The organism is Oleiphilus sp. HI0132 (genome assembly GCF_001635845.1).
This window is the reverse complement of record NZ_LWGJ01001042.1, coordinates 1-12,881: the sequence shown is the minus strand read 5'-3', so window position 1 is coordinate 12,881 and position 12,881 is coordinate 1. Positions and strand designations below refer to the sequence as shown.

Genomic DNA, 12,881 nt, shown 5'->3' with positions numbered 1-12,881 from the left:
CTATATCAACCGCACTCTAATTCGAACTGCGGCATGACACAAACAATAACTGTAATTTAAGTATCTGTGCGTGACTCAACTGGCTTACAATCGGGCCTGATTGCACAGAAACCAAGCTCAGGTAACTCAATGACGTCTAGCGCCACAGTCAGCTCCAACTCTAACGATCAGGCGACACCTGAATCTACCGCTTCTACCACTCGCTCATCTGGCAACTGCCTAAAGCTTAAAGGCTCTTTACTGCCGATGACCGTTCTGGAATTGGCCTACTATGACGAAGCTCAAATTCAGCAAGAGCTTTCAGCAAAGACAACACAAGCCCCTGGCTTTTTCGAGAACCTCCCTGTCATCATTGACATCGAACAGCTTACTGAAGAAGACAGTGTTCCTTTTGACAAACTGATCAACCAATGTCGTGAGTTTTCGATTAAAGCAGTGGCAGTTAGGGGCGGTTTAGAGAAGCACCAGCAAGCTGCAAAAGAGGCAGGCTTAGGGCTACTGGCAAAACAGAAAGAAAGACAGGCAGAGCCAGCACCAGAAAAGCCAGAGGCTAAGGTAAAAGAGGTCGTACATACAGAAGTTGAAACAGTCGAAGTGGTTAAAACTGTCGTTCAACAAGCACCTCAGCAAAGCAAAATCATTCACACCCCTATCCGTTCAGGCCAGCAAGTTTATGCTGCCGATGGAGATTTGATCATACTTGCGCCGGTTAGCGCCGGTGCAGAGATCTTGGCTGATGGTAATATTCACGTATATGGCGCACTGCGCGGTCGCGCCTTAGCAGGGGTAAAGGGCAATACGAATGCTCGAATTTTCTGCCACAGCCTTGAAGCAGAACTGGTTTCTGTTGCCGGGCAATACAAAATCAGCGAAGATATCGATAAAGCAGCACTAAAAAAACCAACTCAAGTCTATTTAAGCAACGAGACACTAAGCTTTAAAGAACTTGAAATATAACGAAAACGGATCTGGATTACAGCACTTACAAAGGACTTCCGAATACAAATAACAAAGCTGTACCGTAACCTTTTAACGACACACAATTAGTAAGACGGGATATAAAATTGGCTAAGACGATTGTCATAACTTCTGGAAAAGGCGGCGTAGGTAAAACCACCACTAGCGCGTCCATATCAACAGGTCTGGCCCTTAAGGGCAAAAAAACAGTAGTCATTGATTTTGATGTAGGTCTACGAAATCTGGACTTAATTATGAACTGTGAACGACGCGTCGTTTACGATTTCGTAAATGTCATCAATGGCGAAGCGACACTTAACCAAGCACTTATCAAGGATAAGCAGGTTGAAAATCTGTACATCCTGCCAGCGTCTCAGACTCGTGATAAAGATGCCCTATCCGAAGATGGTGTTGAAAAAGTTCTATCTGAACTTGCCAAGACTTTCGACTTCATTATCTGTGACTCACCTGCCGGTATTGAACACGGCGCACAGATGGCTCTGTATTTTGCCGATGAAGCGATTATCGTCACAAACCCTGAAGTATCTTCAGTCAGGGATTCTGACCGAATCCTTGGTATCCTGAACAGTAAATCTCGACGTGCCGAGCAAGGACTAGAACCCGTCAAAGAGCACCTGCTACTAACTCGCTATAACCCAGAGCGAGTCGATAGAGGCGAAATGCTTAATGTAGAAGATGTAAAAGATATTCTGGCCGTGAAACTACTAGGCGTTATACCTGAGTCTCAGGCAGTACTATCCTCTTCAAACCAAGGGGTTCCTGTTATTCACGACCAAGAAAGCAATGCCGGACAAGCCTACTCGGATGCTGTAGAGAGACTGCTAGGTAACGAGCTGCCTCATCGCTTCTTGCAAACAGAGAAAAAGGGCTTCTTTAAACGTATGTTTAAGGGGTCTACAACAGCATGAGTTTTTTCGATTACTTTAAAAGCAGCAAAAAGAACACTGCATCAATCGCTAAAGAACGTTTACAAATCATCGTCGCACATGAACGAGGTAAACGTGAACAACCTGATTATTTACCTCAGCTCCAACAAGAGATTCTCGAGGTGATAAGAAAATATGTACCTGTCGATCAAGAACAAGTTCAGGTACAGCTAGATAAAAACGATGATTGCTCAATTCTGGAACTAAACGTTACACTTCCAGAAGATTAAGACCAAGACCTCTTCGGAGGTCTTTTTTTTAAGTTACTACTGTAGAATTTAAGTAAAGGAATGACCCCATAGCATGAACACTGGCAACACCACTTCAGGAAAGCTAAATAAACTCTACGCTCGCGACATTATGACTCCACACGTCAAATCTGTCCCACAATCCTGGACCATGCAGCAATTTTCTGCCTTCTTATCTGATAACAATATCTCTGGCAGCCCCGTTGCTAATCAAGAAGGGCAGCTTATTGGCATTGCTACACTTAAAGATATTGCCGACTTCCACTTAAATTCTGTTGATAGCTCTTATGAGGAACAGCTCAGCGAAGAAGAGAAGCTCGAAGCAAGACGCTTACGTATGATGATTTTTGAAGGCATGGCCAAACTTCCAGTAGAAGTAGGCGATATTATGACCCCAATAATTTTCTCCGTCGACGAGGAAACAGCCATTGTCGACGTCGCTAAACTAATGATGGAGGAGCATTTACACCGCGTTTTTGTCAAAAAAGGTGAAGACCTGAGCGGTATCATTACTACTTATGATCTACTCAAAGTCATCGTCGATGAAGCTGCTAGCTAAATACGCTTAGCTCTAATTGATGGCATCACACTTGATGGCACAATCTGGTCAGTTAACTATCAACCCTAAGTTGCATAAGTCAGAGGTTTTTGTATGGTAAAAAGTAAGTTAAAACACAACAAGAAGCTTTATGTACTCGATACCAATGTACTAATCCACGAACCAGAGTCTATTTACAAGTTTGATGAACACGCAGTGTTTATTCCTCTTCGAGTATTAGAAGAACTCGATGGTCACAAACGAGGCAAAAATGAAATTGCCCGCAACGCTCGGCAGGCTCACCGTTATCTTGACGAGCTATTATCCAACATAGAAATAGACCAGCTCGATAAAGGCATCAGCCTTGACTCCTGCACCTTATATCCGGCTACTAATCACGAGGGCAAGCTATTCTTCCAAACCTTCGAAAAGGAACGTGCGCCGGTTGCAGACAACGAAATCATTGCTGTCACCCGACAACTGAGCGAAAACTACGCTAATAGTGACGTAGCAGTAGTTCTAGTTACTAAAGATATTAATATGCGCATTAAGGCCAGCGTTCATGGCCTGATTTCAGAAGACTACCGAAATGACCAAGTAGCCAATGTCGGTGACGAATTACTCTTTAGTGGCCAAGTCGAAATTACCGATGAAATGTGGGAAGCGCCTGGTATAGATATCAAAATTGACCGAGAGGATTCTCAGGAATTTGGCACGCTTATCACCTATCACATTACTGCTCCCTGGGTTCGCAACTGGAGCATCAATACTCACATATATTCAGACTCCAGCAGTAATCAAACTTTCCGCGGCCAATTGAGACAAGTTGTCGATCAGACGGCTACGATTGAGTTATTACCCGATTTTGAATCTCAATATCATTGCTGGGGAATTCAAGCTAAAAACAAAGAACAGAATTTTGCTTTGGCAGCACTCACTGATCCTGAAATTGATTTCGTCACCATCGCCGGAGAAGCCGGGACAGGTAAAACTCTGTTAACCCTAGCTGCGGCACTACACCAGGTGTACGAAGATAAGTTTTATGATGAAATCATTGTCACTCGGGCCACGGTTCCAATGGGTGAAGATATCGGCTTCTTACCCGGCGAAGAAGAAGATAAAATCGGCCCTTGGATGGGCGCGATCACCGATGCTTTGGAAACATTGAGCGCCAACCCCAACGGCACCGATTTCGAAAGGAAGTCGAGTGTTGAATTCTTAAAAAGCCGCGTAAAAATAAAAAGCTCCGGTTTTATGAGAGGCCGAAGTTTCTCCGACAAGATCTTCATTATTGATGAAGCCCAGAACCTGACCTCTGCACAAATGCACGGTCTCATATCACGAGCTGGTCCAGGCACTAAGGTCATTGCGATTGGCAACCTAAAGCAAATTGATACACCCTATCTATCGGCCTCAACGAGTGGCTTCAGCTTTGCAATGGACCGCATGCGAAACTGGGAACACTATGCTCACATCACACTACAAAGCGTTGAACGCTCCCGTCTTGCAGACTACGTTGCTGCCAATTTTTCTGACTAAACAGGCATAAAAGTCTATAGGGTAAGCCTAAGTGCTTGCCCTATATTTATTGCCAAAAATGCCAATACTCTGTCCTCTACTGTCATGGTCTTCTTACCATTCCCGATAAATAATGATCAAGTAAAAACAGGTCGGCCCTCTCTTCTCAGATAATGGTCAGATAAAGTGTCTGTTGTACTTTGTCCGCAGGACGCAAAATAAAAATAATATACATATCGAAAGGTCCTAACTATGTTTAAAACTAAGAAATCTATACTTTCCACCTGCGCGCTTTCTTTATCTCTATTATGGGGATCAGGGCAAGCGATGGCTGCCGACAACTGCTATATAATGGTTCACGGGCACGGAACCCAAGGCGACATCAAAATCAATGCCCTCGACTCTTGGCGAACATCCCACTTCAGCAACTATAACGGTGCTGACTTTATGGATGACTTGCTGAGCTCTGGCGACAATTATGCCATTGTTGGTTACGACTCAACCGACGAAAGCGGCTACCCTTACTGGAGAAACGAAACCTCTGGCGAAATTGCTCGACAGATCATTTCTATCAAGCAAGGTAACGGAGACGGCCTCAATCACCCTCAAGCTGGCACTCAATGCTCGGCCAATGACGACTTTTGGGTTGTATCGCATAGTCAGGGCGCTCAGCAGATGATGTTTATCGCCGGTAATGCGGTCTCAGGCGCACCCAACTACAATACGGCTTACACAAGCTCTGGTTCCGTTAGTGTTGATTATGCATCCGCCATGAACGACATTCTCGGGATTTTCACGCTTGGCGGCGCAATAACCGGAACCGAAGGTGCTGACCGAGTTTGTAACGGCAACTGGTTAGATGCACTTATAAACGCGGCATTCTTAGGTAAAGACTGCAACCCAAGTGTACAATGGCTTCAAACAAACGATTCTTACACTGTTAAGAATTATATTGGTTCCAACCTAGCTGCTCCGGTTTATGTTATGGGCGGTTACAAGAGCTTCCCTGGTATTGAAGGCGCATCTGCGGCTATGCTTAATGGCGAAGATGATGGTTATATCAACCTGGCATCGCAAATGAGCTGTGAAGGTTCCGGTAAGCGCAATATTTGGGACGACCTGAATACCTACAAAACATTCTTTGGTATTGCCTACGGCAGCCCGACCTTCAAGTGTAATAACAGCAATAAAGGCACACCGCGCACCTATAATATGGCGAGTGTTTATACCGACCACGATGCAGAACGAAACGGAGGCATAAACTCTCCAAGCTACACCTCCATCGAAAACGGCCTATCTTGCGGCAATGGACGCAACATGGCCGGCCGCATAGACTCTTGTACTGCAAACTAAGATAAGCAAAATCAAGAGATAGACTGAACCCTGGAACTACACGGCTAGTTCCAGGGTTACCCTCCAAGTCACCAAGCGCCTAAACTAAGAGTTAACCAAAATGCAGAAACACAAAACAATAACAATCTCACTTGTTTCAATTCTTTCAATTGGCGGGCTTCTATGGCTCAACAGCTCAAACACAGACACGCCCGAGCTTGCTGTCGTTAGTAAGACCTCTGCTGATCAGGCTCAGCAAAAAACTGAAAATAATAATGTCATAGCAAAAATACCATCCAAACTACCAAGCACCGACATCAATGAAACCGAAGATCAGGAAGAAGTTCTCGAGCAGCAAGCGCCCTTGAGCCCCATCGACAGAATTAAAGCTATCCAGCAAAAAACTGCACTACATGAAGCAATCATTGATGATCACAATCGCTTTACCCGCTACCCAGACTATAACCAAAAAATCAGCTCAGCTGAGCAAGACCCCACCGAGAAGCGCTACGCAATTGATGAACGGACCAGCCTTGATGAAGAGACTCATACTGCACTAACAATCTGGAGCGATAAGAAATACTATCTTCATGGAGACATAGCAACCATCTATGCAAGCCTTCAGGACGCGAACCAAGCACCAATTCCAAGCCAGTTTCTGGGCCAACTAATCTACAATGAAAGCTCGAACCTGCAACAGTTTGAGTTCACTGACGAAAATCAGGACGGCATTTACGAATATCGAATTGATATTGATGCAGAAAAAATTGCTGGTTTATATAAAGTACTAATCGTTAACAAAACCAACAAACTTGCAGACGCTATTACTTTCACTCTTTCAGAACCGGCTCTAGAGCTGACCGGAAACTTTCGAGATAAGCTCAATGCGCAAGGGAATTTATTAATAGAGACCGAAATTAGCGTCAGCAGCAAAAACCGTTTTTACTTTCAAGCCTCGCTCTATAGCGCCAGTAATACACCTATTGGCACAACCCAACATTCAGGTGAGCTTGCACCTGGCAAGCATTGGATACCTTTGGAGTTCGATGGCTTAATGATTCATGACGCTCAGGAAGAAGGCCCTTTCTTGCTGAAAAACCTGTCACTCGCAAAAGTAGCCTTACCTATCCAACTAGCGCCCTTAGCTCACCCTGAATTCTATACAAGAGATTATAGTTTGAGCCAGTTTCGATCAACACAGTATGCCGCAAGCCAATAAAGCAGCAATTTATCTAATGAAGTGGATCACTGATAACGTTTTAGAATTCGATCAAGCTCACCGGTTCTGACGAGGTTTTCAATAAGCATATCGAGTGTTTTTGGCGCAATCTTATTTTTAATTTGTTTTGAATAGGCGCAATGAAGTTTATATTCGTCTGCAGGCAGCTTGGCCAATACAAGCTGCTCATTCAATTTTCTTTCTCGAAGTTGATACTTGAGCAAAATCCCGAAATCAATCAGCACATCTAGCCTTTTCAATTGCAGCAAGTGAATCCCATGCTCCAAGCCCTTCAGCTTGATTGTCGCTACGTCTCCAGACTTAATCAGGCTCATCACTTCAGGGTGATAAACATAACCGTTATAGATTCCTAGAGTTGTTCCTTTAAGGTCATTGTATGAATGAAGCTTCAAGCTAAGTTCTGGACGAACAAGAAATCTGTCTGCCCCATCAAATAAAACAGGGGACCAATGATAGGAAGAAGGTAATTCCTTCCAAATAGGGCTCGTCAAACAATCCACATCGATGTCACCTGACTGCAATTGTTGCTCAATTCGCAAGACTGGAAGTTTCACAAACTCGGCTTGCAATCCCGCTTCGGAAGAAATCTGGTCGGCCAGATCTTTGATAATGCCAGAATGGACTACACCATCATGTTCAATAACAAAAGGTGGCTTCGCATCATCCCAATAACTGAACTTAAGAGTCTCTGCGCTAACGTTCCCTACTGAAAAAAGCAATACCAGCAAGCCTAGCTTCGATGTAATCTCTCTCATCACTCCACTCCTCCGTATACTTTCATTATTGGAAGGAAATAGTAATTAAGCAATATCTTTCACTAAAAATACCAAATTGATCTAGCTTTACTTGAGTCGAATCAAGAGTCCGTTTTACTTATTTACCACAGACCTGACAGCCTGAGTCTTTCTTCAGTTTCAACGTCCGCCACTCCATCGAAGTAGCATCCAGCATCATTAAGCGCCCTTTTAAAGAACATCCTAGGCCACTCAGTACCTTAATAGCCTCCATTGCCTGCATGCTCCCTATAATGCCAACCAACGGCGCCATAACACCTGACGTTGAGCAGGTAAGCTGCTCGTCATCCCCTTCAGCATACAAACACTGATAACACGGTGCTTCATCGTCACGCATATCGAAAACACTTACCTGCCCTTCCATTCGAATCGCGGCACCAGACACTAGAGGCTTTGCTTCTTCGACACATGCTCTATTGACCGAGAATCGAGTTGTGAATGTGTCGCTGCAGTCCAAAACCAAGTCAACTCTGGCGACAGCAGACCGTAACCCCTCCTCATCCAGACGTTTGGCAAGTACCTTCACTTCAACATGAGGGTTTATATTGCCAAGCATTTCAGCCGCGGAGTCTACTTTCATTTTTCCTAACGAGCTTTCGCCATGTAGAATTTGGCGCTGCAAGTTGGAAACATCAACATGGTCATCATCAACGATAGTTATGCAGCCAACACCTGCTGCTGCAAGATACATCGCAACCGGGCTACCCAAGCCACCCGCACCAATAATAAGTACTTTTGCATTCTTGAGCGCCAACTGCCCCGCAACATCGAATTTAGGCAACATGATCTGCCGGCTATATCGCAATAACTCCGGATCACTTAACTCTTGATAAACTTCGCGACTTTGCTGCTCGCTCACAATTCACCTCTATACAGATATAAAACTAGTCTTACCCAGTCCATTGGCCCTGGGTAACACGATCGTTACCGCCATAATCTTTACTTGTCTCGACCTGCTGATAACCCGCTTTTTTCAGTACTGACCTAACAAGCTCTGCCTGGTCATAGCCATGTTCAAAAAGTAGCCAGCCACCTGCTTCGAGAAACTCACGCGCATCATGCGTAATCTTTTTGATATCGGCCATCCCCTGATCTTCAGCAATCAGAGCAGAAGCAGGCTCAAATCGAACATCCCCTTCACGCAGGTGCTTATCTTTGGCATCGATATAGGGAGGATTACTAACAATCAGAGAAAAACGCTGCTCCCGGAATGCGGAAAACCAATCGCTGCAGAAGAACTCAACATGAGGAAGGCTATTCAAGTTTGCGTTTTGCCTTGCTAGCTCAATGACCTTTGGAAAACGGTCAACACCATTGACCTGCCATGCTGGGCGCTCACTAGCTAATGCCAAGGCTATCGCCCCCGTGCCCGTTCCGAGATCAAGTACTGAAATGGCGGACTTATCCAACGGCAAATTCAAAGCCCTTTCAACAAGCACTTCGGTATCAGGCCTTGGAATGAGAGTATGCTCATTAACCTTTAAATTTAGAGTCCAAAAATCTCGCTGACCAATTAGGTGGGCAATAGGACGCCCTTTTTGGCGTTGTGAAACAAGAGAAAGAAAGTGCTCGGTTTGGTCTTGATCCAGACTTTTATCAGGCCAGGTCCGTAAATAAGCACGCTCGCAATCGAGCACGTGACATAAGAGCAGCTCAACATCCAAAGATGCCGAACTGCTTGTCAATTCGAGGGATTTTGCCATCGCCTCTGAAATAGTCAGTTGATGGCTCATATCAAACTCCAATAAGCTATATCTACTTATTACTCACCCATAGAAGTGAGTAATTCAGCCTGATGCTCTTGCAATAAAGGCTGTAACACCTGGTCCAAATCACCTTCCATAACTTCAGCTAGCTTATAGAGCGTCAAATTAATTCGATGATCAGTCATGCGACCTTGAGGAAAGTTATAGGTTCTGATTCGCTCAGAACGGTCACCACTACCTACGAGACTTTTTCGTTGATCTGATTGTTCTTGAGCATGCGCTTCCTGTTCAGCCGTCAGTAGCCTCGATTGCAACAAAGATAGAGCGCGAGCCTTATTCTTATGCTGTGATCGTTCGTCCTGACACTCAACTACCACACCTGTTGGCAAGTGGGTAATACGAATAGCCGAATCCGTTTTGTTGACGTGCTGACCACCGGCGCCCGAAGCCCGGAAGGTATCGATACGCAAGTCAGCCTTATTGATTTCGATCTCATCCACAGCATCAATTTCCGGCATCACAGCCACCGTACAAGCCGAAGTATGAACCCTGCCTTGCGATTCGGTTTCTGGAACACGTTGTACACGATGAGCTCCTGACTCAAACTTCAGGCTCCCATATACACCCTCACCGACAAGCCGTGTAATCACTTCTTTATAACCACCGTGCTCACCCAGGTTTTCGCTAACCACTTCAACCTTCCAGCCTTTCTTCTCAGCATAACGAGAATACATGCGAAATAAATCCCCAGAGAAAATTGCCGCCTCATCACCACCGGTTCCCGCTCGAATTTCCAAGAAAACGTTATTCTTGTCATTCGGATCTTTAGGTAACAAGAGAGTCTGCAACTCCTTATCAAGAGTTTCCAAAGAAGACTTTGCCTCTTTCAGCTCTTCTTGAGCCATCTCGCGCATATCGGCATCACCATCATTCATCAGCATGTTGGCTTCTTCGATGTCGTCCTGAGCTTGTCTGTAGCTAGCGTAACATTTCACAACCGGCTCAATTTCAGCATACTCTTTTGAAAAGTCGCGAAATTTATTCTGGTCTGTGATCACATCAGGGTCGCTCATAAGAGCTGCTAATTCTTCGTAACGTTCAGAAATACTGTCTAAACGAAGCAATAAGGATTCTTTCATGGAATAGTAACCAGCTAGATGACCTTAACTTAACTATAAAGCCTGAAGAACAAACGCTTTTGATAAAGTAAGGTCACAAAAATTCAATATGTAGGAAATTGCGCGGCATTTTAGCAAAAATAGCGGCGCGAAACAAAAGCTAGCTCTTGTAGAAAGATTTAGAACATCTCTAGCTCGCCATCATCAAAAGGATCGGCTTCAGGCTCTTTATACTCAAAGGACAAATTTTGATTTAATACTTTTGTGTGCAAACTACATTCAAAGACTTCTCGCCCACTTTGAAAGTTAAGCGTTAACATCGAAAAACCTTCGTCAAGCAATTCATCAAGCCGAATGCCAAACTGCTTTTGAGGGGTGCCGAGTTGCAGGTAGTGCTGATAATCGATGAGTTTGTTTTTGAGCGCCCCCATAAAACGATTAGCCAATTCGGAAATCCAGTCTTCAATCTCATGAGCTTGAACAAACTCGGCATCACCTTTAATTGGATAAGTTTCTCTTAGAATGGAGACAGGGCCTCGTAGTAGTAATTTCAGCTCCAGGTCATCGGAAAGCGCTTCGATAAATGCGCAAGGCAGGGCCAAGACCTCTTTTGCCGACTCTACAATTTCCAATTCGCATTGAATGCTTGCGAAAACGTCAATACATGTTTCTTTAAATAATAGGTGTAAGGGCTCCAGGGCGCTTCCTGCTTGGGGCATTTTGACTCCTTTCTATTCCATAAGTATTACTATCCCTACTAATATAGCCGAATGAATCAAAGCCGCCTTAGGATTTTTATAGTATTATGGAATAAAAATAATGCCCCCTGGAAGTCCATAAAATTTCTTTAGAAACAACAGGGTATAAGCATCTTCAAATTGGGTCAGAGTAAAGGCGTTTGTTTTACTCTGGCCCCAATAGTACACACTTAAGGAAAAAGGTTTGGATTAGACGCTACTCTGGCCCTGCAACGATACCCGCATCGTGTAAGCGGCCAATTTCAGCACTACTCAAACCAACCACTTCAGAAAGCACTTCATCGGTTTGCTGCCCTAGTTTTGGCGCCGGTTGCGCAGGCTGGCGTTCAAATGCCGAGAAGTTCCAAGGAGCTCCTGCTGCTCTGAATGAACCAACACCAGGCTGATCAATTTGGTTAAACATTGGATTGTCTAGCGAGCATTCCGGGTCACTATCTACCATTTCCTTAACCGTTTGATACTTACTCCAACAAACTCCGTTTTCATTGAAGCGAGACTCAATATCCTTAAAACTGCGCTTAGAAATATAGTCAGAAAATAAAGCCGAAATCTCATCACGAGACTCAAAGCGAGCACCTTCCTGAGAAAAATCACGTCCTAGCGTTGCCGCTAGCTGGTCCATTTTTTCAGCTGTTTCTGTAGCAATACACAAGGACTTCCACTGGCGTTTGGTCAAGCCAATCACCATGACACGCTCGCCATCAGATGTCGTAAAGTCTCGTCCAAACGCACCGAAGAGATAGTTTCCATAACGTGGACGCTCTTCTCCTAACTGCGCTTCAGCAATAAATCCTAAGTGCCCCATCACTGCCATGGCCGCATCAGCCAAAGCAATCTTAGTGTGCTGTCCTTCACCTGTGCGATAACGATGACGCTCTGCAGCTAACAAGCCCAGTGCAGCCATCTGTCCTGTCACCAGATCCCAGGCAGGAAGTACGTGATTCGTTGGCGAGTTACTATCAGAGGGGCCTGTCAAAAACGGTAAGCCAATGGCCGGGTTAACCGTATAGTCTACAGCCGAGCCACCATGCCTATCGCCTTGAACGGTGAGCTGTATCATGTCTGGACGAATTGCCTTAAGATCCTCATAAGACAACCAACCCTTAGGTGGAAAGTTTGTCAATAGCATTCCCGCTTCTTTGCCAGGCGCGGTTATAATTTGCTTAGCGAGTTCTGAACCTTCTGGAGACCTAAAGTTGATCGCTACCGAACGCTTAGATTTATTTAGCCCTGCCCAAAACAGACTGACATTATCTTTTGTAACGGGCCAGCGACGATAGTCCAACCCCCCCCCTATCGCATCTATTCGAATGACGTCCGCTCCAAGTTGAGCTAAAGTCATTCCTCCAAGAGGCGCAGCGACAAATGCAGAGGCTTCAACCACTCGCATCCCCGATAGAATCGAACTCATATTGACATCCTGTTAGGTTATTTTGTAATAAATTATTAAGAAACTATATATGACGCGAAGAATAAACCAGCTTAGCCGCTAAATCCACTCGGAACAAAGTTCAGATTTGTAACCAATTTAGTTTTTTGCTTTTCGCTTGACCCAGCTCGTCTATACTAGAACTAACGACTTGAACGAGCTAAAGATGAAACATGGACAAACCAAGCGTATACAGTCACCAAGACCCCTTAAAGAAATTAGGCTCCAGTAGCCCTTTACTTGAAAAGTTGCGGCTACTCCATGGGCACTTAAAACATCAGCATCACTATATTGAC

The 12,881-nt window shown here is 44.7% G+C and carries 13 protein-coding genes; 7 read left to right on the top strand and 6 right to left on the bottom strand.

Annotated elements, in window-relative coordinates:
- Positions 1-66: 66 nt before the first annotated feature.
- From minC to A3766_RS12525, 7 genes are all read left to right on the top strand, one after another.
- Positions 67-957: a septum site-determining protein MinC gene (gene minC, locus A3766_RS12555; RefSeq protein ID WP_231877501.1), complete on the top strand. Its 891-nt coding sequence runs from the start codon at positions 67-69 to the stop codon at positions 955-957.
- 107 nt (positions 958-1,064) lie between these two features.
- The gene (gene minD, locus A3766_RS12550; RefSeq protein WP_068513822.1) at positions 1,065-1,886 is read left to right on the top strand and encodes a septum site-determining protein MinD; all 822 of its coding nucleotides are present in this window, start codon (positions 1,065-1,067) and stop codon (positions 1,884-1,886) included.
- Positions 1,883-2,134, top strand: coding sequence for a cell division topological specificity factor MinE (gene minE / locus A3766_RS12545; protein WP_068513820.1), 252 nt, complete (start codon positions 1,883-1,885; stop codon positions 2,132-2,134). The genes minD and minE overlap by 4 nt, the downstream gene beginning before the upstream one ends.
- 73 nt (positions 2,135-2,207) lie before the next feature.
- Entirely contained in the window at positions 2,208-2,711 is a 504-nt protein-coding gene (locus A3766_RS12540) for an HPP family protein (RefSeq protein WP_068513817.1), read from the top strand.
- A 93-nt stretch (positions 2,712-2,804) separates the two neighbouring features.
- Positions 2,805-4,229, top strand: a complete 1,425-nt coding sequence (locus A3766_RS12535) for a PhoH family protein (protein ID WP_068513813.1) — start codon at positions 2,805-2,807, stop codon at positions 4,227-4,229.
- A 231-nt stretch (positions 4,230-4,460) separates the two neighbouring features.
- Positions 4,461-5,561 carry a hypothetical protein gene (locus A3766_RS12530; RefSeq protein WP_068513810.1) on the top strand — a complete coding sequence of 367 codons (1,101 nt, stop codon included), beginning with the start codon at positions 4,461-4,463 and terminating at the stop codon, positions 5,559-5,561.
- A gap of 100 nt (positions 5,562-5,661) precedes the next feature.
- Positions 5,662-6,759, top strand: coding sequence for a hypothetical protein (locus A3766_RS12525; protein ID WP_068513806.1), 1,098 nt, complete (start codon positions 5,662-5,664; stop codon positions 6,757-6,759).
- Between the two features lie 26 nt (positions 6,760-6,785).
- On the opposite strand, the gene A3766_RS12520 is transcribed toward A3766_RS12525, so the two are convergent.
- The 6 genes from A3766_RS12520 to A3766_RS12495 all read right to left on the bottom strand — a co-directional run bounded on the left by A3766_RS12520 (position 6,786) and on the right by A3766_RS12495 (position 12,567).
- Positions 6,786-7,535 carry an ABC transporter substrate-binding protein gene (locus A3766_RS12520; RefSeq protein WP_068513803.1) on the bottom strand — a complete coding sequence of 250 codons (750 nt, stop codon included), beginning with the start codon at positions 7,533-7,535 and terminating at the stop codon, positions 6,786-6,788.
- A 118-nt stretch (positions 7,536-7,653) separates the two neighbouring features.
- Positions 7,654-8,433, bottom strand: coding sequence for a molybdopterin-synthase adenylyltransferase MoeB (locus A3766_RS12515; RefSeq protein ID WP_082870302.1), 780 nt, complete (start codon positions 8,431-8,433; stop codon positions 7,654-7,656).
- A 31-nt stretch (positions 8,434-8,464) separates the two neighbouring features.
- Positions 8,465-9,307 carry a peptide chain release factor N(5)-glutamine methyltransferase gene (gene prmC / locus A3766_RS12510; RefSeq protein ID WP_068513801.1) on the bottom strand — a complete coding sequence of 281 codons (843 nt, stop codon included), beginning with the start codon at positions 9,305-9,307 and terminating at the stop codon, positions 8,465-8,467.
- A 29-nt stretch (positions 9,308-9,336) separates the two neighbouring features.
- Positions 9,337-10,419: a peptide chain release factor 1 gene (prfA, locus tag A3766_RS12505; RefSeq protein WP_068513797.1), complete on the bottom strand. Its 1,083-nt coding sequence runs from the start codon at positions 10,417-10,419 to the stop codon at positions 9,337-9,339.
- Positions 10,420-10,577: 158 nt separating this feature from the next.
- Positions 10,578-11,117: a hypothetical protein gene (locus A3766_RS12500; RefSeq protein WP_068513794.1), complete on the bottom strand. Its 540-nt coding sequence runs from the start codon at positions 11,115-11,117 to the stop codon at positions 10,578-10,580.
- A gap of 235 nt (positions 11,118-11,352) precedes the next feature.
- The gene (locus A3766_RS12495) at positions 11,353-12,567 is read right to left on the bottom strand and encodes a CoA transferase (protein WP_068513791.1); all 1,215 of its coding nucleotides are present in this window, start codon (positions 12,565-12,567) and stop codon (positions 11,353-11,355) included.
- Positions 12,568-12,881: the final 314 nt, after the last annotated feature.